This is a genomic window from Actinophytocola sp. (genome assembly GCF_036378875.1).
Lineage (GTDB): Bacteria > Actinomycetota > Actinomycetes > Mycobacteriales > Pseudonocardiaceae > Actinophytocola.
Map to the genome: position 1 here is coordinate 227,803 of NZ_DASUVO010000130.1, position 23,304 is coordinate 251,106.

Here is a 23,304-nt window from a genome sequence, read left to right on the forward strand (position 1 = left end):
CAGAAGGTATCGCAAAATGCGTTGTTGGACTTAGACAGGTATCGCCACCGGTCATACGCTCCAACTAGTCGCCCCAACACCACTGGAGCCTGCCTTGACCCTGAGTCCGGAATCCCTGCGCGACACGCTCGGCACCGGGTTGCTGTCGTTCCCCGTCACTCACGCCACGGCGGACCTCGCCTTCGACGAGGACGCCTACCGCGAGCACGTGGCCTGGCAGTCGTCCTTCACCGCCGCCGGCCTGTTCGCCGCCGGCGGCACCGGCGAGTTCTTCTCGCTGACCACCGACGAGGTCGCCCGCGTGGTCAGGGCCGCGGTCGCCGTGGCCGGCGACACCCCCGTCCTCGCTCCCGCCGGCTACGGCACCGCGCAGGCCGTCGCGATGGCCCGCGACGCCGAGGCCGCCGGCGCGTCCGGGCTGCTCCTGCTGCCGCCCTACCTCACCGAAGTGCCGCAGGAAGGCCTGATCGAGCACGTCAAGGCCGTCTGCGCGGCCACCTCGCTCGGCGTGATCGTCTACCACCGCGCCAACGCGAAGTTCACCTACGACACCACCGCGCGGCTCGCCGACGCCTGCCCCAACCTGATCGGGTTCAAGGACGGCGTCGGCAACGTGGACCTGATGACCCGCATCTACGCGCGGCTGGGGGAGCGGCTGCTGTCCATCGGCGGGCTGCCCACCGCCGAGACCTACGCGCTGCCGTACCTGGAGATGGGCGTCACCACCTACTCGTCCGCGATCTTCAACTTCGCGCCGAACTGGGCCCTCGCGTTCTACGCGGCGGTGCGGGCCCGCGACGCCGTCACCGTCTACCGCATGCTGGACGAGTTCGTGCTGCCCTACATCGAGATTCGCGACCGGCGAGCGGGGTACGCCGTATCGATCGTCAAGGCGGGCCTGCGCGCGATCGGCCGCGACCCAGGCCCGGTGCGACCCCCCTTGGCGGACCTGACGCCCAACGAGTTCGATGAGCTCAAGACACTCATCGAGAAAGTGGAACTGTCATGACTGCGACTCTGGCCCTGACCGGATCGATGCTGATCGGCGCCGCCGACGTGCGTGGCAGCGCTGGTGAGGTCCGGGGCGTGAACCCGGCGACCGGCGACGCGCTCGAACCAGCATACGGGCTCGGCGACGAGTCCGATGTGGACCGTGCGGTGTCCCTGGCGTGGCAGGCGTTCCCGACCTACCGGTCGATCTCCGGGAAAACCCGGGCGGCGTTCCTGACCACCGTCGCCGACAACATCGACGCGCTCGGCGACACACTCGTGTCCCGGGTGGCCGCCGAGACCGGCATCGCCGAGCCGCGCGTGCGGATGGAGCTGGCCCGCACCACCAACCAGCTGCGGCTGTTCGCCTCCGTCGCCGCGGCCGGCCGGTACCTCGGATCCCGCCTGGACACCCCCAACCCGGACCGCGCCCCGCTGCCCAAGCCCGACCTGCGCCAGCGGAAGATCCCGTTCGGGCCCGTCGCCGTGTTCTCCGCCAGCAACTTCCCCCTCGCGTTCTCCGTCGCCGGCGGCGACACCGCCTCAGCGCTCGCCGCGGGCGCCCCGGTCGTGGTGAAGGCGCACAGCGCGCATCCCGGCACCTCCGAACTGGTCGGCCGCGCCATCCGCGCCGCCGTGCAGGCACATGACCTGCCCGAGGGTGTGTTCTCGCTGCTGTTCGGCTCCGGCAAGGACCTGGGCACCGCGCTCGTGAAGCACCCCCGCATCGCCGCGGTCGGGTTCACCGGCTCCCGCTCCGGCGGGCTCGCGCTCGTCGCGGCCGCGGCGTCCCGGCCCGTGCCGATTCCCGTGTACGCGGAGATGTCGTCGGTCAACCCGGTGATCCTGCTGCCCGGCGCGCTCGCCGAGCAGGGCGCCGCGCTCGGCACCGCGTTCGTCGCCTCGCTGACCACCTCCGCCGGGCAGCTGTGCACCAACCCCGGTCTGGTGTTCGCGCTCGGCGACCCGGCCGAGTTCCTCACCGCCGCCGGTGACGCCGTCCGCGGCACACCGGCCGCCGCCATGCTCTCCGACGGCATCCGCAAGTCCTATGTGGACGGTATGTCCCGGCTCGTCGACGCGGCCGGGGTGTCCGAGGTCGCTGTCGGTGGCGCCGACAACACGATCGCCGCGTGCGGCCAGGCCGGCCTGTTCGTCACCGACGGCGACACGTTCCTCGCCGAGCCTGCGTTGCAGGAGGAGGTGTTCGGCGCGACCTCACTCGTCGTCCGCGTGCGGGACACCGCGCAGCTGGAGGAAATCCTCGACACGCTCGAGGGCCAGCTCACCGCCACCGTCCACGCCGTCGAATCAGACCACGAGACCGCCGCCGCGCTGCTGCCCCGGCTGGAGCTGCTGGCCGGGCGCGTGCTGTTCGGCGGCTGGCCCACCGGCGTCGAGGTCGGGCACGCGGTCGTCCACGGCGGCCCGTTCCCCGCCACGTCGGCGCCGTCGACCACGTCGGTCGGCACCCTGGCCATCGAGCGGTGGCTGCGTCCGGTGGCCTACCAGAACGTGCCGAACGCGTTGCTGCCCGACGAGCTGCGGGACGGTAACCCGCTCGGTGTGCCGCGGCTGCGTGACGGGGAGCCCGAGTGACGCCACCGGTCGTCACCGGCTACCGAGTCGTCCCGGTCGCGGGCCGCGACAGCATGCTGCTCAACCTGAGCGGCGCGCACGGCCCGTTCTTCACCAGGAACCTGCTGATCCTCACCGACTCCGACGGCCGGACCGGAGTCGGTGAGGTGCCCGGCGGGCCCGCGATCACCGACACGCTCACCGAGTCCCGCGACCTGGTCGTCGGCGCCCCGGTGAGCACGCACCACGCGGTACTCGCCGCGGTCCAGGAACGCTTCGGTGTCCGCGACTCCGGCGGCCGCGGCCAGCAGACCTTCGACCTGCGGGTGGCCGTGCACGCCCGCACCGCCATCGAAGCCGCCATGCTGGACCTGCTCGGCCAGTTCCTGGAGGTGCCGGTCGCCGCGCTGCTCGGCGAAGGCCAGCAACGCGAGCGGGTGCGGGCGCTCGGCTACCTGTTCTTCGTCGGCGACCGCACCAGGACCGACCTGGACTACCGAACCGGCGACGGGGACGGCTGGTTCGCCGTCCGGGACCGCGAGGCCCTCGACCCGGCCGGCATCGTCGCCCAAGCCGAAGCCGCGCAGGAGCGGTACGGGTTCACCGACTTCAAACTGAAGGGCGGTGTGCTGCCCGGACCGGACGAGGTCGACGTCATGCGTGCCCTGTCCGACCGGTTTCCCTCGGCGGACCTGACACTTGACCCCAACGGTGGCTGGCTTCTGGCCGACGCCGTCCGCCACGGCCGCGCCCTGCGGCACGTGCTCGCCTACGCCGAGGACCCGTGCGGCGCCGAGGAGGGTTACTCCGGGCGGGAAACCCTCGCCGAGTTCCGACGCGCCACCGGCCTGCGGACCGCGACCAACATGGTCGCCACGGACTGGCGGCAGCTCGGCCACGCCGTGCGCCAGTCCGCCGTCGACATCCCCCTGGCCGACCCGCACTTCTGGACCATGCAGGGGTCGGTGCGGGTGGCGCAGCTGTGCGAGGCGTGGGGCCTGACGTGGGGTTCGCACTCGAACAACCACTTCGACGTGTCACTCGCCATGTTCACCCATGTGGCGGCCGCCGCCCCCGGCGACATCACCGCCATCGACACCCACTGGATCTGGCAGGACGGCCAGCGGCTGACCACCGACCCGATCCCGCTGGTCGACGGGCACCTGACCGTGCCGGCCGCGCCGGGACTGGGTGTCACCGTCGACCTGGAACAGGTCGAGGCCGCGCACGAGCTGTACATGAAGGCCGCGCTGGGCGCCCGCGACGACACCGTCGCCATGCGGTACCTCGTGCCCGGCTGGCGGTTCGACCCGAAACGTCCCGCGTTGGAGACCAGGTGACCGTTTTCCAGGTGTGTCCGTTGCTCCCATCCTTGGAGGAAGCACTCCGCACGAACTACAAGGTCGTGGACGTCCCGTCCGACGACGTGGTCGCGACCGTCACCTCGTCGCGTTACGGCGTGACCAACGAGCAGATCGACGCCTTGCCGGCGCTGAAAGCCATCGTCCACTTCGGTGTCGGCTACGAGACCACCGATGTCGCCTACGCCCGGTCCCGTGGGATCGTCGTGAGCAACACCCCGGACGTGCTCACCGACTGCGTGGCCGACCTGGCCGTCGGCGGGCTGATCGACGTGCTGCGCCGGCTGTCCGCCGCGGAGCGGTTCGTCCGCCGCGGCGACTGGCTGTCCGGGCAGTTCCCGCTGGCCACGAAGGTCACGGGCAAACGGATCGGCATCCTCGGGCTTGGCCGGATCGGCCGGGCCATCGCGCACCGGCTCGCCGCGTTCGACACCACGATCAGCTACCACTCCCGCAACCCGGTGCCCGACGTGCCCTACACCTACGCCGACTCCCCGACAGCCCTCGCCGCAGCGGTCGACGTGCTGGTCGTGGCGACGTCGGGCGGCCCCGCCACCCAGGGTCTGGTGTCGGCCGACGTGCTGTCCGCGCTGGGCCCGAACGGCTACCTGGTGAACATCGCGCGCGGCAGCGTCGTCGACGAACCAGCGCTGGTCGCGGCACTGAAAGCCGGCACGATCGCCGGTGCGGCACTCGACGTGTTCGCCGACGAACCGAACGTGCCACTGGAGCTGTTGGACCGGGACGACGTGGTGCTGCTGCCCCACATCGCCAGCGCCACCACCGAAACCCGCGAAGCCATGGGCGAGCTGGCCTTCCGCAACCTGCACCGGTTCATGACCGACGGCACCCTGGTCACCCCCGTGCCCTGACCCGGGTGTCGAAAAGCGCCGATCCCGTTCGTGTAGGTGTCGACCGACTGTCGAATGCGGAAGGATCGGCACCATGAAGCAGTACCTGCTGAGCATCTACCAGCCGGAGGGCACCCCGCCGCCGGAGGTGCTGGACAGGGTGATGAAGGAAATCGACGCGCTCCAGCAGGAGATGCGCGCGGCCGGCGCCTGGGTGTTCTCCGGGCCGCTGCACCCGCCGAGCACCGCGACCGTGCTGCGTGCCAACGACCAGGACGACGTCCTCGTCATCGACGGCCCGTTCGTCGAGGCCAAGGAGTTCCTCGGCGGGTTCGAGATCATCCAGGCCGCCGACCTCGACGAGGCACTGGACTGGGGCCGGCGGCTCGCCACGATCGTGAAGGGTCTCGCGGTGGAGGTGCGACCCTTCCAGTGACAACGCCCCCGCCGCGCCGATGAACGTCGAGGAGATCTTCCGGCGGGAATACGGGCGCGCGGTGGCCGTGCTCGTGCGGACGGTCGGCGACATCGGGCTGGCAGAGGAGTCCGTGCAGGACGCGTTCGTCGAGGCGGTACGGCGGTGGCCCGAGGACGGGCTGCCGCCGAGCCCCGCCGGCTGGCTGATCACCACCGCCCGCAACCGAGCCGTCGACCGGCTGCGCCGCGAGTCGACCCGCGAGGAACGCCACCAACAGGCACTGCTGTTGCTGTCCGCGCCATCGACCGCGCCATCGACCGAGCGGTCGGAGGAGGGACCCGTGCGGGACGACCGGCTGAGGCTGATCTTCACGTGCTGCCACCCGGCACTCGCGCTCGGCGTGCGGGTCGCGCTCACACTGCGGTTGCTCGGCGGCCTGACCACGGCGGAGATCGCCCGCGCGTTCCTGGTGCCCGGACCGACCATGGCCCAACGCCTGGTCCGCGCGAAGAACAAGATCCGCGACGCCGGCATCCCGTACCGGGTCCCGGACGACGCGGACCTGCCGGCCCGGCTGTCGGGTGTGCTCGCGGTCGTGTACCTGATCTTCACCGAGGGCCACCTCCACCGCCCGGACCTGTCGGCGGAGGCCATCCGGCTCGGCCGCCTGCTCGCCGAGCTGATGCCGGACGAGCCGGAGGTGCTGGGCTTGCTGGCGTTGATGCTGCTCAGCGAGTCCCGCCGTCCCGCCCGCAACACCGAGACCGGGGAACTGGTGCTGCTGGCCGACCAGGACCGCGCCCGCTGGAACCAGACCATGATCGCCGAGGGTCAGACGCTGGTGCGGGCGTGCCTGCGCCGCGACCAACCCGGCCCGTACCAGATCCAGGCGGCGATCAACGCGGTCCACAGCGCCGCCCCGTCGACCGTGGAGACGGACTGGGCGCAGGTGATCGCGCTGTACGACCAGCTGATGGCGGTCGCGCCGACTCCGGTGGTGGCGTTGAACCGGGCCGTCGCGGTGGCGGAGCTGTCCGGCCCGGCCGAGGCGCTGCCGCTGGTGGACTCGCTCGACCTGGACCGCTACCACCTGTACCACTCGGTCCGCGCCAACCTCCTGCGCCGCCTCGGCCGCGCCTCGGAAGCGACCGCCGCGTACGAGAAGGCCCTGGCGAAGGCCGCGAACACGGCGGAACGCAACCTGCTGCGCCGGCTGCTCGACCTATAGGTCCAGCACGTCACCGACGAGGTCGACCGCGCTGCGGGACGGGTCGCGGGCCGCGTTGTTGTAGACCTGTTCGGTGGTGTCGATGCTGGTGTGGCCGACGTCGGCCTGGACGTGCACCAGCTGAGCGCCTGCCTCGACGGCCGTAGTGACGTAGAAGTGCCGCAGCGCGTGCGGGTGCAGCGGGGTGTCGGCGGACAAGCGGCGCAGCAGCTGCCAGACAGCCTGCCTGCGGAAACGCTGCCCGCCGCGCGTGACCAGCAGCGGCGAGTCGACCGGCACGGTGCGGCGCGCGGGTGCGGTCCCGGCGTTCCCGTCACGTTCCCGCAGGTACTCGGCGAGCGCGTCCTCAGCCGCCTTGTGGAGGTAGACGACGCGGGTCTTGCCGCCCTTGCCGTGCACACGCAGCGCCCGCCGACCGCGGGTGACGTGCAGGTCGCCGCGGTTGAGCGCACACAGCTCACTGACCCGCAGCCCGAGCGTGAACAACGCGACGACGGCGGCCGCCCGCGCGGTGTCCAACGCGCTCGCTCCGCGCCGAGGGGTCCGCGCCGCCGCGAACAACTCCTTGACCTGCGCGGTGGTGAGCACGACCGTGCCGGTGGTGCTGGCCGCGGCCGCCCCCAACCCGAGCCGGCGACGGTTGAGCGCGGCGGGGTTACCGGCGGCGAGCCCGGTGTCGGCCAGATGGGTGTAGAGGGCTTTGACGGTGGCCAGCATGCGGTCGCGCGTGGCGGGGGCGGCGCCCGCGGTGGCAAGGGCGTCCAGCCAGGCCTTGATGTGCATGGAGGTCGCGGCGAGCGGGTCAACGCCACTCGAGACGCACCACCGGAACCAGTGCAGCTGCCGGAACCGCCCCCGCGCCGCCGGTGGTGGCGCGTGCCTGGCCGCCGTGCCCGCCCCTCCTCGCCGCGTCCCCTCGCCGGCTGCCCCCGACCGACCATTTTCCCGTCCCGCCTGCCGCCGGACACCTGCGTGATCCACTGATCGCCCGACGTCTTCCTGCCCCGCGCCTGGCGTCTGGGCCTCCTGCCGTCGCCTCTCGGTTTCGCGTCCCGCTCCCTCGGTGCCCGCCCTTCGCTCGACCGGAAGGGCCCCGACCACCGCCGCGTAGCCGGCCACCGCTCTCGGCCAGTCGTCAGGCTCCCTTACGGTTTTCGGGGCCCCGTCGTCGGTGGGCAGCCAGTCCCCGATGTCGGCGGCGGTTACGGGTAGGCCAAGTCCTTCCGCGTAGGTACGCCTCGTGGCGCGGTTTCCGTAGCCACCCAGCCACTCGGCCACCTCTTTCAGCAGCTCAGCCGGCCTGTCAACGCCTGGCCACGGCCCTTGCGCGGGCCGCGCCACCTCACCTGTCGTCACCCCACTGATCTTAGCTACAAAAGAGCTGTTCTGTAGCTGACCTAGGTTAGAGTTTTGATAATCAGAACCTGCCAGTTGGGTTATGTGAACTAATACTAGACTCGGCGGCATGGTCGACGTCGTCGTGGAAATGGTCGAAACCGACTCGCTCTGCGGGTTCAGTCACTGCCGGGCGCCGCTGCCCGCGCCCGGCCCGCGCGGAGGGCGTCCCTTCGCCTACTGCCCGGACCGGACGTGGCCCGGCGGCAAGACCTGCAAGCAACTGGCCGCCGCACAGGACGCCCTCACCGAAGCGCTCGGCACCCCGGCGGACACCGGCATCACCGCAGCCACCAATGCCTTCACCGCGGCCGCCCAGCAACTCGCCGACCCGTTGGGCGAGGTGCTCGCCACCGCGACGGCCCTGCGGGACACGCTCGCCGCCGAACTGAACACCGCCGCCACCCGCGTCGCGGAAGCTGAGGAGAAGGCCGCCCGGGAACGGGGCCTGCGTCAGTCGGCGGAAGAAGCGACCGTCGCGGCGGAAGCCGAAGCTCGGCGGGCCGCCGAGCAGGCGGCCGAGGTTGTGCGCGACGCGAGTGTGAAGGTCGAGCGGTTCCGTGCCGAACGCGACGAGGCCGTGGCCGCCGCCGAAACCGCCGCCGAGGCTCGAACGCGGGCCGAACTCGCCCAGGCCCGCGCCGAAGGCATCGCCGCCACCGAGCAGGAACGGGCCGAGCGGATCGTCCGGGCGGAACGCGCCAACGCGGAGGCATCGGCCAAAGCCCTCGCCACGGTCACCGAAAAGCTGGCCGCCACCCGAGCCGAACGCGACGCGGCCCGCGCCGCCCTCACCGACTTGCGTGGCGAAATGGACCAACGCCGACGAGAAATGGACCAACTCGCCGACGAACTGGCGACAAGCAGGAGCCGGGAGGTCGAACTGGCCACCGAACTCGGCGGACTACGCACCCGAATCGACGAACTGACCACCGGCATGGCCGCCCGCGCGAACGAAGTCACCGCTCAACTGGAGCAAGCCCACCAGACGGCGAACAAACTCGCCGCCACAGAGCACGATCTCACACGACTTCGTACGACGACCACGGCACTTCGGGACGTCCTGCTCACCCCGAACCTCGCCGGCGACGACCTCCGCAGCCGCCTGCTGGCCGAACTGCTCGACCCGACCAGCTGACCGACGCCAGTCAGAACAGGTTGAGCACCGTGTAGGCGAGCGCGGCGATGGACGCCGCACCGGGGAACGTCAGCACCCACCCGATGGCGATGTCCCCGGCGATCGACCAGCGGACCGCCTTGCGGCGCTGGGTCGCGCCGACACCCATGACCGCGGAGGTGACGACGTGGGTCGTGGACACGGGCGCGGCGAACACGAACGCCGTCAGGTACAGCACCGACGACGCGGACATCTCCGCAGCGAAACCGTGCGCCGGGGTGAGGTGGAAGATGCGCCTGCCGAGCGTGCGCATGATCCGCAGGCCGCCGGACCAGGTGCCGGCCGCGAGCGCGGTCGCGCACAGCAGGATCACCCAGAACGGCACGTGGTAGTCGTCCTGGTGGCCGGTGACCACGAGCGCCAGCACGATGACACCCATGCTCTTCTGCGCGTCCTGCAGGCCGTGGCCGAGCGCGAGGCTGGACGCGGACACGATCTGCGCCCGCCGCAACAGGCGGTTGGCCCGGTGCGGGGTCGATCGGTGGAACGCCCACAGCAGCCCGGTCATCACGAGGTAGCCGATGCCGAACCCGACCAGCGGCGAGACGATCATCGGGATGACGACCTTGGCGAGCACACCCGACCAGTGCACGGTCGTCGCGGACGCCAGCGCGGCACCCACCATGCCGCCGATCAACGCGTGCGACGACGAGGACGGCAGCCCGAAGTACCAGGTGGTGATGTTCCACATGATCGCGCCGACGAGGGCGGCGCCGACCACCGCCATGCCGTGCCCGGAATGCGGTGTGTCGATGATGCCCTTGGCGACGGTGACCGCCACGCCGGTGCCGGCGAGCGCGCCGATGAGGTTCATGACCGCGGCGAGTCCGAGCGCGGCGCGCAGCGACAGCGCCTTGGTGGAAACGGCACTGGCGACCGCGTTCGCCGCGTCGTGGAACCCGTTGGTGTAGTCGAAGCCCGTCACCAGGGCGATGACGGCGACCAGTGCGACCCAGTCCACCGCGTCAGGACTCTTTCACCGCGATGCTGTGCACGACGTCCGCGACGTGCTCGAAGGCGTCCGCCGCCGACTCGAGCTGGTCGACGATCTCCTTGAGCTTCATCACGGTCAGCGGGTCGTGGCTGCCGTTGAACAGGAACTGCAGCAGCCGCCGGTAGACCTGGTCCGCCTCGTTCTCCAGCTCGTTGATCTGCACCCAGAAGTCGGTCAGGTTGCGCAGCGACGCGAGCCGGCCCATGGCGTCCGCGGTCAGCGTGGCGCACTTGTCGAGGATCTCGGCCTGCATGCGGACGTTGTCGGGCAACGCCTCCGGGTTGTACAGGGTGGTGAGGTCGACGGCGGCGTCCATGTAGTCGACCACGTCGTCGAGCCGGACCGCGAGCCGGTAGATGTCCTCCCGGTCGAAGGGCGTGATGAACGACCGGTCGAGCTGCTCCACGATCGCGTGGGTGGCGTCGTCACCGGCGTGTTCGGCGGCCCGCATGCGTTTCGCCAGCTCAGCGCGCTCCTCGGTGGGTACGGCGACGAACTCCCGCAACACGGCGGTGGCTGTGGCGATGTTGGCGCCGGCCGCGCTGAACAGGTCGTAGAACCTGGTGTCGCGAGGCTTGAGTCGCAGCCGCATCGGTGTGCCCTCCCAGTCGGCGATCTTGGCCAGAATATGAACACCAGATGAACGGAAGGTCATCGGGTACCACCTTCTTTCGGCGGTATCCGGATAATTGCGGCACTGTCAGCCGCTGAGTTGGATGGCCAGCGAGGGGCCGATCACCCGTCGCCGTGGACGAGGCGCAGGCGGGGGCGCGGGTCGGGCATGCCGAGCAGTTCCCGCAGGCGGGGAAGCGGCAGGTGCAGCCGCCGGGCGAGCAGGGGCAGCGGCAGTCCGTGGGCGGCGGCGAGTTCGGCGGCGCGGGCGAGCAGCTCGGGTCGTTCTCCCGGGTAGCGGGAGCCGACCGGTTCGTCGGTGCGCCAGCCGAGCTTGGTGAGCGTGGCCATGACCCGCCGCAGCGTGGATTCGCCGTACACGCCGAGGTCCTTGCCGCGGTAGGCGAGCGCGGCGACCGAGACGCCGTACCCGTCGGCGATCTCCTTGAGCGTGGTGATGTCGGCCGGGGTGGGCAGCCGGTCACGGATCTCCGCCGCGGGCATGAGGAGTTCGGCGGCGAAGACGTTGGCTTCCCTTTCGTGGACGCGGGAGCCGGGTGCCGGCTCGGGGTGCAGCAGCAGGTGCCCGAGCTCGTGGGCGACTGAGAACCGTTGCCGCATGGGGTTTCCCTTGCGGGACAGGACGATCATGGGTCGGCCGTGCAGTGCTGCGGAGAACGCGTCGATGGTGACGGCGTCCACGCCCGGCAGCTGGGTGAGCACGATCCCGCGGGTTTCGAGGGTACGGACCAGGTGCACGACCGGGCCGTTTGGCACCTGCCACGCCGCGCGGATCAGGTCTGCGGTGGCGGCTGGTTCACCGGGGCGTGGACCGAGTGGCAGACCCAGGTCCACGGGCGGCAGCTCGATGACCTGGTCGAGCTGGTCGACGATCTCCCACAGCAGCTCGACGTGTGCGAGTGCCTGCTGTCGCTGGTGTGCGGTGGTGGAGCGCAGGGACCGGAAGTGCGCGCTGGCGGTGTCCAGGCGCAGGTGCGGTCGGCCGGTGGTGAAGAACGAGACGGGCACGTCGAGCGCGGCGGCGCACCGGTCGAGTGTCTCGGCGCTGGGCCGGGACTGCCCGAGCTCGTACTGGGACACCGCCGCCGCGGTCCGGTCGATGGCCTCCGCGAGGTCCCGCTTGCGCAGGCCGGCGAGCTCGCGGGCCATCGTGAGCCGGGCGGGGGCGAATGCCTGCGCCACGGCGAAGGCATCCGGGTGCACGGGAGTAACTCCTTGATCAAGTACAGGAAGTCAGGGCACATGGTGGACCAAGCACCGAGAGTCGCGTTCGGCGGGGTCCGCTGTCAGCCGGAGCGGCGGTCCTCGCGCGAGTCACGTGGCCGCAGCGGCAGCCTGGGCTCGGGCAGGTCGAAGATCGTGGGGTCGAGCGGACCGGTGGTGCGAGGCGTGCCGGCCGAGCTGGTCTGGTCGAGGAGCGGTACGCACCAGTCCCAGTCGATGCGCTTCTCCAGCAGTTCACCCTGCCCGGCCCACGCGCCGGTGAGCCCGTGCTCCTCGGTGCCGCTCCACACGAGGAACAGCCGTTCGCGGCCGGCGAGCCAGATCTCGGGCCTGCTGATCAGCCCGTCGTCGCCGGTGTTGGACAGCAGTTCGCGACGCAGGTCGCTGGTGTCGCCGAGCGACCCGTACGGCCCGGCCGGCATGTGCAGCTGGTAGATGCCGACCTTCGGCAGCTTGAGCAGCACCGACTGGAACGCGGTGTCGACCTGCAGGTCGGGTAGCTCGGCGGTGAGCGAACCGGCGGTGGTGAGCAGGAACTGATACCGGTCCACGCCGAAGCTCGTGTTGTTCTGCCAACTGCCGCGCGGTCCGCTGCGCCGCGTGCGCTGCAGGTCGGCGGCGACGTCGTGCGCGTCCTGCAGCCACCGGCTGACCGCGGCGGTGAAGTCGGGCAGCGGCACGGGTTCGATCAGCTGAGCCAGCCGGTCCACGTAAAGTCCCCCTACTTGATCCACCACTCGCGTTTTGCTCCGTACCACTTGATTTTCGCGCACGATCCGGCCGCGGCCACGTATTCGCGACGGCGTGTCGCACATCAGAACGAATCAGTTGTGCTGACGGCGTACTCGCTCAGCGCGATCCGGTTGGGCAGGCCGGTCTTCGTGATCAGGCTCGACACGTGTTTCTCGACCGTGCGCGGCGACAGGTGCAGGCGGCTGGCGATCTCCCGGTTGCCGAGGCGGTCGGCGAGCAACCGCAGCACCTCGTACTCGCGCACGGTGAGCCCGGCAGAACGCAGTGCCGAGGGGATCTCCGCGGTTCCGGTCCGTCGCTGCGCCACCCGGACCCCGCTGCTGCGTAGCAGGGCACGACACGCGCTCGCCACCGCCGGAATGTTCGCGGAATGGAAGAAGTCCTCCGCGGATCGAAGCCAGTCGACGGGGTTTCCCCAACCATCGGCCAACGCGGCCTCCGCGACCAGCCGAAGTCCGAGGTGGCGGCCCATCAGGTAGGGGGCGCCGGCGGTCAGCGCGTCACGCACCGCGGCATCGGCGTCGTCGGCCGCACCGGTGCGGCCGGCCAGCACCGCCCGGGCGAACGCGGCGAACATGCGGTCCCACCGCAGGCGGGCTGCTGGTGCGCTCGTGACGGTCTCGAACTCCTCCGGGGACACCTGCCCGGACAGGGCCTGGAGCAGCAGGTTCAGCCCGTATCGCCCGGTCAGGTGATACACGGTCGGTGTCGCGTCCTCGGCGCGGAGCGCGTGCGCCTGTTCCTCGACGGCACGCGTCCGGTTCTCCTCCAGCAGCGCGCAGAACGCCCGTGCCAGCCCGTGCACTCTCGGCGCGTACAGGGGCTGGGTGTCGCCATCCCATTGCCGGAACGCCGTGAGGGCTTCGTCCATGTCCCTGCGGCGAGCGCGGTGGGCGGCGAGGATCGCGCGAACCACGAGCACGTAGTGCACGTTCTCGACGAGCTTGAGCCGGGCGGCGGCCGCGTACACCTGCTCGGTGAGGGTGTCGGCGGTGGGGAAGTCGCCGGCCAGCACCGAGTACAGCGCGATGCTCTGTTCGGCCTGGTAGCGGGCGGTGACCGCGCCGACGAGGCTGGCCTGGGTGCGTGCCTGTTCCAGCCGGTCCAGCCCGGCGTCCCGCAGGGCGTCGTCGTTGCCGAGCCGCACCAGCGCGTGGATCTCCCAGATCGGCAGGTCGTGCCGCACGGCCGTGGCCCGTGCCCGTTCCAGGCACGCGGTCGCCTCGACCGGGTCCTTGGCCCGCAGCAGCGCGCCGAGCAACTGCCAGGCTTGACAGGCGACCACGGGCAGCGGCACCCGGTCGGCGACGTCGGCGGCTCGTCGCGCCAGGTGTTCGGCCTTGTCGATCTGGGCGGGGCCCGGCAGGTCGAGGGTGAGGTGGGCTTCGACCACGTCGAGTGGCGCGGTGTCCGCCTCGTTGGCGTCCGGACCGAGCAGCGTCCTGGCCGCGGTGATCTGCGCCAGGCTGTTCGGGCCGGGTCCCGCGACCTGCGCCGCCCACGCGAGCCGGGTGTGTAGCCGGGCCCGCCGCGTCGGGTCGAGCCCGCCGACCTGGTCGAGTGTGGCCGCCGACGCGAGCGCGCGTTCCACCAGTCCGGCCTCGGCCAGCGCGTAGACGAGGTGCTCGAGGGTGTCCGCGCGTTCGGCGGAATCGGCGTCGGCGAGCAGGTCCCACGCTGTGTCCAGTAGCCCGACGGCAGAGCTCGCCGCGCCCTGGGTCAGTGCCCGTCGTCCGGCCTCGGTGAACAACCGGCCGGCGAGTGTCGGGCGGCTGGCGTCGAGCCGGAGGGTCGCGGCGGTCTGGCACCACTCGCCGGGCAGTTCCGGGTAGACCTGCTCCACGGCGTCGGCGACCTGGTTCGCCAGCTGGACTCGTTCGGCCGGTGTGTGGAGTGTCAGCACCGCGTCGCGAATCAACTGGTGCTGGAAGGTGTACCAGTCCGGGACGGCCTCGTCGGGTTGCACGAGCTGGGCGCCGGGTTCGCCGTGGAGGTGCGACAGCAGTTCCCGGTCCGACAGGCCGGTCACCGTCTGCACCACGGCCAGCGGGAACCTCTTGCCGACCACCGCGGCGACCGACAACAGCTTCTGGGGTGCCGGCCCGAGCGCGGCGACCCGGCGGGCCACGGTCCGTGCGAACGTGGCCGGCACGTCCGCGGGTGCCGGGTCGGCCATCCGCCACCCGGATTCGGCGGGCACGAGCAGGCCGCCGTCGACGATCCCGCCGAGTAGCTCCTCGACGAGGAAGGGGTTGCCGGCGCTGCCCGCCCACAGCAGGTCGATCACCGGCTCGGGCACGTGGTCCGCGTGCGTGTTCGTGGCCAGGCAGGCGGCGGTGAGGCCACGCAGCCCGGCGCGGTCGAACCGGCCCAGTTCGACCAATACGGCTGTACCGCGACGGGCGGCGGCGCGGGCCAGGTCGAGTGCCGGGCATGGCTCGTCGCGGATGGCGCCGAGCAGCAAGGTGGGCTGCCGGTCGAGGTTGTCGATCAGGTACTCGACGACCGCGAGGCTTTCGGCGTCGGCGTCCTGCAGGTCGTCGAGCGACACGAGGCAGCCGCGGCCTTTGCCGGCGAGGCCGGTCAGCCGCAGCACCGCCTCGGCGAGGATGACGAGGGACCCGTCCGACTGGGCCGCGGGTGCGCCCCAGTCGGGGATGAGCCGGGCGAGGACGGGTCGGTACGGGCCGAGCGCGGCGATGTCGACGGCCGCGTCGGCACGTACCAGCGACAGGAGAGCCTCGGTGAGGGACCGGAACGGGACCATCGGGCCGATGGCGCTGCCCCGGCCCCGCATCAGGACCATGTCGGCGTCGAACGCCCGGTCGGCCGCCGCGGCCGCGAGGCGTGACTTGCCGACGCCGCTCTCCCCGATGAGAAACACCGCGCCGCCCCGCCCGGCGGCCGCCGCGGCCAGGGCGTCGGAAATGGCACGCAGCTCTCGGTCCCGACCCACCACCGTCGATGAGCGGTTCCGCACGCGCCGACCCTACCCAGATCTCACCCCATGATCCAGGCAGGTAAGACCACCGGCATCAATAGGTGTTGGGGTGCTCGGGTCCGCAGCATGTGGTGTTCGCGACCGGCACCGCGTCGTCGAAGGCGCCGGCCAGGCCGAACGCGAGCGCACCGGCGGACACCGCCATCCCCGCGAGCGCGGCCGCACGCATCCCGAACGTGATGGCGGGCATGAAGCGCAACAACGGTGTCGGGTAGCCGCCCTGTGGTTCCGTGCGTTCCTCGGACACGGTTCTCCTCTCAGTGGTGTGTTGGTTCCAACAGCAGGACGGACGGCACGCGGTCGGCGAAACCGAGGCGCAGCAGTCCGTAGCCGATCCCGGCCAGTCCGGTGAGCAGACCGGGAGTTGTGACGCCACCCGGTGTACCGCAGGTCGCGCCGTGGCGGGTGTATGCGTCGAGGATCAGCCCGGCCCGACGCCGTCGTGTGGCCTCCCCGGCGCCGGCGAGGGCGTCGACGATGCCGAGCTCGCCGTGGCAGAGGCTGAGGTCGGCGAGGACCGGGCGGTCGGCGACCAGCGGGTCGAGGTCGCTGGCGCCGGCCATGACGAGCCCCGCGGTCCCGGCACACCAGCCGAGGTCGGCGGAAGCGTCCGGCGGATCGTGGCGGGTCGTCGAGCGAGGGCACGGTACGAGGCTGCGCGGGTCTTGGTCGCTGGGGTCGACGGTCAGCTTCAGCCGGGCATGCCCCGCCCGGCTGAAGCTGACGGCGGGCGCCCGGTGGCCGAGCGCCCAGGTGATGCCGGCTGTGCCGGCGAGGAAGCCGGATGGTGTGTCGGCCAGGTCGGTGACGCGGACCAGGTCGGTGAGCCCGTCCGCGCAGTCCTGTGCCAGGCTCGCGGCCGGTGCGAGTCCGAGTTCGGTGTGCACTGCGGTCATGGCGGCGAGGCAGCCGGCGGCGCCGTCGGCCACTCCCGCGGGGCCGGGGGCCTTGGCGGCCGCGGCGGCGAGGTCGACGGCGGCATGGGTGGCGTCGAGCAGTTCGGGATCGCCGAGCAGGGTGGTGAGTCGGGCCAGGCCGTAGGCGATGCCGCCGAAGCCCTCGAATCCGCCGCAGCCCACCGCGGGGATCAGGTCAGGGCGGCGTGCCATCAGGTCGAACAGGACAGGCAGGCCGCGGAGCGCGCGGCGGGCCATGTCGGCGTAGCGGGCGATGCCGGACAGTTCGGCGACCTGTGCGAGGAACAGTGCGACGCCGAGGTAGCCGTTGCCGAGACCGGCACCCATCGGCAGCACCATCCAGCGGCTGTCGTCGACCAGTTCCAGTCCGAGCCAGTTGACCCGTTCGCCGCGCTCGTGGTGGCGGGCGACGATCTGGTCGGCGATGGTGCAGGCGGCCACGAGCAGTCGGTCCGGTGGTGCCGCGGTGCCGGCGAGCCGACCAGGCAGGGGTGGCGCGGGCCGGTGGCCGCTGTTCGGTCGGGTGGTGGCGAGGGCGGCGGTGACGATCCATTCCTGGTCGCGGCGGTCGATCTCGCTCATCGCGTTGACCTTGGTGAGTGCGTCGGCGAGGCCGGGGCGGTCCAGTGCGCCCGGCAGGCGGCGGCCGGCCGCGCTCCACAGGTCCGCCGAGCCGGGTCGGGTGGTGAACAGCGGCACGTCCCCGGCCCACAGGTCGGCCAGTTCTTCCCGGCACACCCGCCACCGCAGCGGGTGCCGGGTGGACTCGGTCCACAGCAGGTCGAGTGCGTGGTCGCGGGCCAGGCCGTCGCGGAGCAGCTCGGGACGGGTGGACTCGGTGATCAGCCGTGCATAGCCGGCGGAGTGGCGGACCGCGACGCGGACCTCGTCGTCGCCGCATTCCTCCAGCAGGTCGATGAACTCGGTGCGGTGCCGCAGGATCGCGTCGTAGACGGACCGGAACCCCGTCAGCAGCGCCTGTTCGTGGTCGGTGACGGCAACGGGACGGCCGGCGAGGGTCGGCAGGTTGCCCGTGCCGGTACGACTGACTTGCTTACGCACCTCGCGAAGAGCGCCGTGTTCGTCGGGTGCCCAGTCGGTGACGACATCGGTGACGGTTGATCCGCCGATCGCGGACACGTCGGCGGCGCCGCCTTCGCCAGCGACCACGACCGGCAGCAGCCCGGTGCGCTGGACGGACTCGGACAGCACGCGTGCGGCCGGGTCGGGCGCGGCGTCCGGAGTGGTGAGCGACGGGTGGAACAGTGTCTCGACGTCGATCGGGACCGGTTGGTCCCCGCACGCGATCACGTTCTCGAAGTGCATGTCCGCGGCGTGCAGGGCGTGCAGCAGCGCGAGCAGCCCGCCGTGGCGGCGGTAGAACCGGTCAGCGCCGGCGAGGTCGGGCAGGGGTCTGGTGGGGATGAACTCCACCCAGCCGTACCCGTCGCGGGCCACGGCGGCCGCGGTGCGCAGCTGGAGGTCCGGTACGACCGTGTTGAGCCAACCGACGGCGCGGGTGAACCGTTCGTGCGTGCCCAGGTCACGTGGCTTGTAGACGACCTTGTCGCCGCTGGCGAACGTGAGGAGGGCGACGGTACGACCGTGTCGGTGTGTGTCGCCGATCCCGGCCCGGACCTCGGTGAGCCGGCCGGGATCGGCACCGTTGCACAGGGACTCGACGAGAGCGGCGCGGTCGGCGGCGAACCTGCTGAGCAGTTCGGCGGCCGCGTCGGCGCGGAAGGTGCTGGCCTGCCCGAGCAGCCTGGCCAGCACCGGGTACGTGGCGCACAGTTCGGCGAGTGCGGTCGGCTCGGTCAGCTGTGTCGCGAAGTCGGCGGCGCCGGTCGTGCTGCCGGCCGCCAGGCGGGTGTTCAGCTCGTGGACGAGCGTTCTGGTCGCGATGCCGACGAGCAGGCGGGACAGCCGGTCGGCGAACCCGGCGGTGATGGCGGGCAGGTCGATGTGGCGGACAGCGGCGGCCCGGGTGGTGAGGTCGGTGACGGCGTTGGTGACGAACGGCCGCAGCGGCACCGCGAACGCGGCCCGCCAGTCTGTCGTATTGGCTTGTTGGGGTGTGGCGGCGTGAACCGCCCGTTCGACTGTCTTGGCCCAGTCGGGTCGCGGGACGCGTGCGGCAAGTGCCCACCGGGGTTCGGCGAGCAGCCCGAGTAGCGCGTTCTCGTCGAGGCCGTCGGCGGCCAGCCGTTCACCGAACCGGACGCCGAGGGCGGCACGCCAGCGTGCCAGCCGCTCCCGGGCGGCGCCGCTCGACACGGGGTTGCCGGCCGGTCGTTCCGCCAGCGCGAGCCCTGGCGCCCACCAGCCGGCCGGCATCGTGTCGGTCATGCCCCGAGACCGTGCCAGCGCCGGAAGGCGGGGTCATGGGTGGAAACCACCCACATTCCCGCGTGCGCCGTTCCTGGGTCATTGGGCCGCGCGGAGCAGTGGTGTGGCGGCGAGTTCCCGCGCGTACTGCCTGACCAGCGGGTTCATCCGGTAACCGGAACCGTGTGGGGTGAGCAGGTTCGCCTGTGCGAGGCCGTCGAGGTCGTCGCGGAACTCGGGTTCGGCCGGGTTCACGTGTTCGGGTGAGTGGGCCAGTTGGTGGAGCAGCTGCCGTTCGGCCGGGCGTAACTCGGCGGCGTGGGCACTGATGCTGGCCCGCATCGACAGGTCGGCGACGGTGAGCCGGTCGAGTGCCCGGTCGGCGAGCAGCGCCGCGAGTTCGGTGACCGCGCGGTGTGGGCGGGTGGCCAGCCAGGTGCCGGCGATCTGCAGTGCGAGCGGCAGCCGCGCGCAGGCGTCGATGACGGCGTTGGCCGCGTCCGGTTCGGTGAGCACACGCCGGCCGGCTAGGCGCGCCAGAAGCTGCCAGGCGGCGCGGGTGTCGAGCGGGCCGAGCCGGACGTGCCGGGCGCCGGGCAGTGCGACGAGCCCGCAGCGGCTGGTGACGAGGATCGCGCTCGGCGAGGCGGTGGTGAGCAGTGGGCGGACCTGCGCCTCGCTGGCCACGTTGTCCAGGACAACCAGCATCCGCCGGGCGGCGAGGCGGGCACGCAGCATCGCCGCCCGCTCGTCCCGGCTGGCCGGCAGGTCGGTCGTACCGAGTGAGCGGAGCACGCGGCCGAGTACCGCCTCGGGCGGCAGGATGCCGTCTGGGTGGGTGAGGTCGGCGAACACCTGGCCGTCGGGGAAGCGGTCCCTCACACGGTGTGCGACGTGCACGGCGAGCGCGGTTCGTCCCACGCCAGGGCCGCCGTCGACCAGCCCCAACCGGGCACCGGGGGTGGTGAGGACGCGGGTGATCGCGGCGACGGCGTGGTCACGGCCGGCGAGGTCGGGTACGTCCGGAGGCAGCTCACAGCGGGCGGGGCGGGTGGTGTCGCGGCGGCCCGCGGCGGCGAGAAGTGCCGCGCGGTCGGGTTCGGCCAGCCGCAGCGCGGTGGCGAGCAATACGACCGACTGGCGCTGTGGCCTTTCGGTGCGTCCGATCTCGAGGTTGCGGATCGCGCGGACGCTGAGCCCGGAGCGGTCGGCGAGCTCCTCCTGCGTGAGCCCACGGTTGGTCCGGTAGCTGCGCAGGACCGTGCCGAACGCGGGACGCATGTCAGATCTCCCTGCTGCTGACGGGTGCCGGTGGGGGACGGCTTCACACTCGTGGATCAACCTTGGCTACGCATGAGTGTTGGCCACCCACATTTCTCTTCGGAGCGGTCGTGCTCGCGGATGTGCCGGTCGAAGTGCCTGGCCTTGTCCCGGCTGATCGGGTTTGGTCCTATCGGGAGCGCCGATCGGCCTCTTGTTTCGGTGGCGGCGCGACGCCGGCCGGCCCCCTCACGGTTGCCGCGCCGCCACCGCCACGTCACGGAGGTTCGAGGGTGAGCAGCGGGTTCGCACGGGGTTTCCCGGTCGGGTACGAGGACGTCGACGTCCTCGAGCTCGCCGGCTACACCGCCGGCCTGTCCGCGGGGCTGGCGAAGGCGCTGGCGGATGTCGACGACGCGGACCTGACGGCGGCCGCCCGTGGCGGGTTCGTGGCCGTGCCGGCGGGTCGGGTGCGGGACGGCGCCACGGTGGTCGAGCACCCCATGGCCGAGGCGGAAGGGGTCGCGATCCTGGACGTGCGGCTGCCGGCGGGACTCGTGCTGCTGCGGCACGCGGGCAACCGGCCCGAGGTCGTGGGACTGCGGCTCGCGGCGGTGCGGATCGGGTTGACCCGCCGGCTGCTGGACCACGCGATGGAGCAGCCGCGACGGGACCGGGTGCTGCTGCGGGGGATCGCGGACGTCGTCTCGGCGTTGGAGCCGCTGCGCCACCAACTGGTGAGCATGACGCAGCACCCGCCACGTGCGGCGGTCGCGGAGGTCCATGCCCGCCTGGACGGACTGGGCTGGCAGGTAGCACGGCTGTTCTGGCCCGACGGATATCGCGCCGACCATCCAGTACGGGCGCTGTTCGTGGCCGAGCTGGTCGCGAACACCTGGCTCGGGACCTGAACGGTGCCGGAACCGCCGCAGGAGGACCCGATACGAGTGACTTGCTCCGGCACGGGGTCGCCTCCGCTGCCGGTGCTGGCGCGGGTGTCGCACGTGTTCGCCGGCCGGGAACCCGCCGACGTGTGGCTGGTGCTGCGCCGCGAGCTGGCCGCCGGCACGGTCGCACCGGGTGACCTGGTGCTGTTGCGCATCGGTGGCAGCGCGGCCGAGGAGTGGACAGAGCTCGCGGCGCGATAAAGGAAAGGAGCCGTCCACGCCCGCCTGCGCCGCCCGCCTGCGCCGCCCGCCTGCGCCGCCCGGCGTGGACGCCCGTCTCTCCCCACCAGGACCCTGGGGGAGCACGAATGTCCCATTCGCTCGGACTCGTCGGCGAAAGTTGTCCACAGGGGTCCGCGACCAGGGGTTTTGTCCCTGTCGGTTGGTACGATGGCCTCGGGGTGGCCCCCCGGGTATGGGTGGGGGATGCCTACGCAACCATCTGGGGTCGCCGAATGCGGCTTTTTTTCCGATGCCGTGGAACGGTTAGCGGGCGTCGCGGACCAGGAGCGCCACCTCGACCCTGTTGGCGCAGGTCAGCTTGGTGAGCACGCGGCTGACGTAGGTCTTGATGGTCGGCTCGCTCATGTGGACTCGGCGGCCGATCTCGGCGTTGGAGAGGCCTTCGGCGACCAGGTCGGCGATCTCGGCCTCGCGTGAGCTGAGGACGGCGAGGCGGGTCGCGGCTTCCTGGCGACGGCCGGCGGCCGGGGTGACCATGCCGAGGACGAGCCGGGTTACCTGCGGTGAGAGGTAGGCGTCGCCGTCGTGGGCGGCGCGGACCGCGCGGATCAGTTCGTCGGGCGCGCAGTGTTTGAGCACGAACCCGGCCGCGCCGTCGCGTAGCGCGCGCAGCACGTTGGGTTCGGTGCCGAACGAGGTCAGCATCACCGCCCGCGCCGACGGGACCTGCCGGCGCAGCTCGCCGAGTGCGGCGAGGCCGTCGAGCACCGGCATGGTGATGTCGAGGAGCACGACGTCGGGCCGGTGCCGGACCGCTTCGGCGACGGCGCTGCTGCCGTCGGGTGCGGTGGCGACCACCTCGATGTCCCCGGCCGACTCGAGCACGGTGCGGATGCCTGCGGTGATGAGCGGTTCGTCGTCGGCGACCAGAACGCGGACCACGCTCAACCACCGACCCCGACCACGACGGTCGCCGGTAGCAGGATGAACAGGAGGGTCACGGTCGCGGCGGCGATCAGCGCGACGCGGGTCCTGGTCAGCGATGGTTCGGCCAGGTCCGGTGATGTGGTGGGCAGCATCGCCATGAGCCGGAACTCGGTCTTGGTCACGCGGTGGTCGACGAACCCGCCCGCGGCGCCGGCGCGTTCCGCCAGCCCGGCCAGGCCATAGCCGCCGCCGGGCGCGGAGTCGGCGACCACGGAGTTGGTCATGGTGATGATCAGTGTGCCGGTTTCGCGGTTCAGCTGTATGGAGACGGGTTGGCCGGTGGCGTGTTTGGCGGCGTTGGTCAGCCCTTCCTCGATCACCCGGTAGGCGGCCCGGGAAGCGGCGGGGGGCAGGTCGCCGGCGCTGCCGGTCACGGTCACGGCGGCGCCGACGGCACGGAACTCCTCGACCATGGCGGGGATCTGCTCCACGCCGGGGCTGTCGTCGGCGGCGCCGCGCAACGACCCGATGAGCTGGTACAGCTCTGCGACGGCGTCGCGGGCGCTGCCGGCGAGGGTGGTGACCGCTTCTTTCTGCGCGGTCGGCAGGTCGCTCACCTCCAGCGCGGCCGCCTGCACGGACACCAGGCTGAGCCGCCGGCCGAGCGAGTCGTGCATGTCACGGGCGATCCGCAGCCGCTCCCGCAGTTGTTCCTGCTCGGCGAGCAGTGCCTGCTCGGTCCGCTGGAACAGCCAGTGCTGGGTGCGGTACCGGCCGACCAGCAGGGGCAGCACCAGGAACACGACGATCCCGGACACCTGCGTGGGCACGACCTGCGGGTTGTAGGCGATCTGCAGCCCGGCGGCGACGAGCGCGGTGCCGGCGACGACGGCGAGGTCCGCTCGTGCCCGCAGGACGCGCCCCGTGGTGTAGGCGGTCCACACCGTCAACCCGTACGCGGCGATGACGAGCGGCACGAAGATCCCCTCGTTGCCGTGCAGTCCGGCGACGAACACCGCGACATTGGCCACGAGCAGTGCGGCTGCGGCGAGATATCGGCCCATGACAGCAGGTTACGGGTCGACTTTCGTTGACAGTACGCACGACTTTCGATGACAGCGGTGCGGCGGCGCGGGTTC

At 71.7% G+C, this 23,304-nt stretch carries 20 protein-coding genes; 9 read left to right on the forward strand and 11 right to left on the reverse strand.

Features of this window, described 5'->3' with window-relative positions; genetic code table 11:
- Positions 1–94 precede the first annotated feature (94 nt).
- From kdgD to VF106_RS38205, 6 genes are all read left to right on the forward strand, one after another.
- The gene (gene kdgD, locus VF106_RS38180) at positions 95–1,009 is read left to right on the forward strand and encodes a 5-dehydro-4-deoxyglucarate dehydratase (protein ID WP_330844851.1); all 915 of its coding nucleotides are present in this window, start codon (positions 95–97) and stop codon (positions 1,007–1,009) included.
- Positions 1,006–2,589 carry an aldehyde dehydrogenase (NADP(+)) gene (locus tag VF106_RS38185; protein ID WP_330844852.1) on the forward strand — a complete coding sequence of 528 codons (1,584 nt, stop codon included), beginning with the start codon at positions 1,006–1,008 and terminating at the stop codon, positions 2,587–2,589. The genes kdgD and VF106_RS38185 overlap by 4 nt, the downstream gene beginning before the upstream one ends.
- A complete protein-coding gene (locus VF106_RS38190; protein WP_330844853.1) occupies positions 2,586–3,908 on the forward strand; it encodes an enolase C-terminal domain-like protein in 1,323 nt (440 codons plus the stop codon). Before VF106_RS38185 ends, VF106_RS38190 begins: the two co-directional genes overlap by 4 nt.
- Before the next feature lie 11 nt (positions 3,909–3,919).
- Positions 3,920–4,801, forward strand: coding sequence for a 2-hydroxyacid dehydrogenase (locus VF106_RS38195; RefSeq protein WP_414639155.1), 882 nt, complete (start codon positions 3,920–3,922; stop codon positions 4,799–4,801).
- A gap of 73 nt (positions 4,802–4,874) precedes the next feature.
- The gene (locus VF106_RS38200) at positions 4,875–5,216 is read left to right on the forward strand and encodes a YciI family protein (protein ID WP_330844855.1); all 342 of its coding nucleotides are present in this window, start codon (positions 4,875–4,877) and stop codon (positions 5,214–5,216) included.
- A 19-nt stretch (positions 5,217–5,235) separates the two neighbouring features.
- Positions 5,236–6,426 carry an RNA polymerase sigma factor gene (locus VF106_RS38205; protein ID WP_330844856.1) on the forward strand — a complete coding sequence of 397 codons (1,191 nt, stop codon included), beginning with the start codon at positions 5,236–5,238 and terminating at the stop codon, positions 6,424–6,426.
- On the opposite strand, the gene VF106_RS38210 is transcribed toward VF106_RS38205, so the two are convergent.
- Positions 6,421–7,782 carry a tyrosine-type recombinase/integrase gene (locus VF106_RS38210; RefSeq protein WP_330844857.1) on the reverse strand — a complete coding sequence of 454 codons (1,362 nt, stop codon included), beginning with the start codon at positions 7,780–7,782 and terminating at the stop codon, positions 6,421–6,423. The genes VF106_RS38205 and VF106_RS38210 overlap by 6 nt on opposite strands.
- A 109-nt stretch (positions 7,783–7,891) precedes the next feature.
- Here VF106_RS38210 and VF106_RS38215 point away from each other — a divergent pair, with 109 nt between their 5' ends.
- Positions 7,892–8,959 carry a coiled-coil domain-containing protein gene (locus VF106_RS38215; protein ID WP_330844858.1) on the forward strand — a complete coding sequence of 356 codons (1,068 nt, stop codon included), beginning with the start codon at positions 7,892–7,894 and terminating at the stop codon, positions 8,957–8,959.
- A 10-nt stretch (positions 8,960–8,969) separates the two neighbouring features.
- Here VF106_RS38215 and VF106_RS38220 read toward each other — a convergent pair whose 3' ends face one another.
- From VF106_RS38220 to VF106_RS38255, 8 genes are all read right to left on the reverse strand, one after another.
- Positions 8,970–9,959, reverse strand: a complete 990-nt coding sequence (locus VF106_RS38220) for an inorganic phosphate transporter (protein WP_330844859.1) — start codon at positions 9,957–9,959, stop codon at positions 8,970–8,972.
- A 4-nt stretch (positions 9,960–9,963) separates the two neighbouring features.
- Positions 9,964–10,647, reverse strand: coding sequence for a DUF47 domain-containing protein (locus tag VF106_RS38225; protein ID WP_330844860.1), 684 nt, complete (start codon positions 10,645–10,647; stop codon positions 9,964–9,966).
- 80 nt (positions 10,648–10,727) lie between these two features.
- On the reverse strand, positions 10,728–11,828 hold the full coding sequence (locus VF106_RS38230; protein WP_330844861.1) for a helix-turn-helix domain-containing protein: 1,101 nt from the start codon (positions 11,826–11,828) through the stop codon (positions 10,728–10,730).
- Between the two features lie 83 nt (positions 11,829–11,911).
- Positions 11,912–12,559: a hypothetical protein gene (locus tag VF106_RS38235; protein ID WP_330844862.1), complete on the reverse strand. Its 648-nt coding sequence runs from the start codon at positions 12,557–12,559 to the stop codon at positions 11,912–11,914.
- 104 nt (positions 12,560–12,663) lie between these two features.
- On the reverse strand, positions 12,664–15,582 hold the full coding sequence (locus VF106_RS38240) for an ATP-binding protein (RefSeq protein WP_330844863.1): 2,919 nt from the start codon (positions 15,580–15,582) through the stop codon (positions 12,664–12,666).
- A gap of 55 nt (positions 15,583–15,637) precedes the next feature.
- A complete protein-coding gene (locus VF106_RS38245) occupies positions 15,638–15,850 on the reverse strand; it encodes a hypothetical protein (protein WP_330844864.1) in 213 nt (70 codons plus the stop codon).
- A 10-nt stretch (positions 15,851–15,860) separates the two neighbouring features.
- A complete protein-coding gene (locus VF106_RS38250; protein WP_330844865.1) occupies positions 15,861–18,869 on the reverse strand; it encodes a type 2 lanthipeptide synthetase LanM family protein in 3,009 nt (1,002 codons plus the stop codon).
- Positions 18,870–18,947: 78 nt separating this feature from the next.
- The gene (locus VF106_RS38255; protein ID WP_330844866.1) at positions 18,948–20,129 is read right to left on the reverse strand and encodes a helix-turn-helix domain-containing protein; all 1,182 of its coding nucleotides are present in this window, start codon (positions 20,127–20,129) and stop codon (positions 18,948–18,950) included.
- Positions 20,130–20,401: 272 nt separating this feature from the next.
- On the opposite strand from VF106_RS38255, the gene VF106_RS38260 reads away from it, so the two are divergent.
- Entirely contained in the window at positions 20,402–21,019 is a 618-nt protein-coding gene (locus VF106_RS38260) for a hypothetical protein (RefSeq protein WP_330844867.1), read from the forward strand.
- A 36-nt stretch (positions 21,020–21,055) separates the two neighbouring features.
- On the forward strand, positions 21,056–21,256 hold the full coding sequence (locus VF106_RS38265) for a hypothetical protein (protein WP_330844868.1): 201 nt from the start codon (positions 21,056–21,058) through the stop codon (positions 21,254–21,256).
- Positions 21,257–21,541: 285 nt separating this feature from the next.
- On the opposite strand, the gene VF106_RS38270 is transcribed toward VF106_RS38265, so the two are convergent.
- A complete protein-coding gene (locus VF106_RS38270) occupies positions 21,542–22,180 on the reverse strand; it encodes a response regulator (RefSeq protein ID WP_330844869.1) in 639 nt (212 codons plus the stop codon).
- Between the two features lie 2 nt (positions 22,181–22,182).
- Positions 22,183–23,229, reverse strand: coding sequence for a histidine kinase (locus VF106_RS38275; RefSeq protein WP_330844870.1), 1,047 nt, complete (start codon positions 23,227–23,229; stop codon positions 22,183–22,185).
- Positions 23,230–23,304 lie beyond the last annotated feature (75 nt).

What these genes read in the sequence shown, in the direction of transcription:
- VF106_RS38205 (WP_330844856.1), top strand. Translation starts at nt 5,236, where the DNA reads ATGAACGTCGAGGAGATCTTCCGGCGGGAATACGGGCGCGCGGTGGCC.
- VF106_RS38185 (WP_330844852.1), top strand. Translation starts at nt 1,006, where the DNA reads ATGACTGCGACTCTGGCCCTGACCGGATCGATGCTGATCGGCGCCGCC.
- VF106_RS38250 (WP_330844865.1), bottom strand. Translation starts at nt 18,869, where the DNA reads ATGACCGACACGATGCCGGCCGGCTGGTGGGCGCCAGGGCTCGCGCTG.
- VF106_RS38215 (WP_330844858.1), top strand. Translation starts at nt 7,892, where the DNA reads ATGGTCGACGTCGTCGTGGAAATGGTCGAAACCGACTCGCTCTGCGGG.
- VF106_RS38255 (WP_330844866.1), bottom strand. Translation starts at nt 20,129, where the DNA reads ATGCGTCCCGCGTTCGGCACGGTCCTGCGCAGCTACCGGACCAACCGT.
- VF106_RS38225 (WP_330844860.1), bottom strand. Translation starts at nt 10,647, where the DNA reads ATGACCTTCCGTTCATCTGGTGTTCATATTCTGGCCAAGATCGCCGAC.
- VF106_RS38275 (WP_330844870.1), bottom strand. Translation starts at nt 23,229, where the DNA reads ATGGGCCGATATCTCGCCGCAGCCGCACTGCTCGTGGCCAATGTCGCG.
- VF106_RS38200 (WP_330844855.1), top strand. Translation starts at nt 4,875, where the DNA reads ATGAAGCAGTACCTGCTGAGCATCTACCAGCCGGAGGGCACCCCGCCG.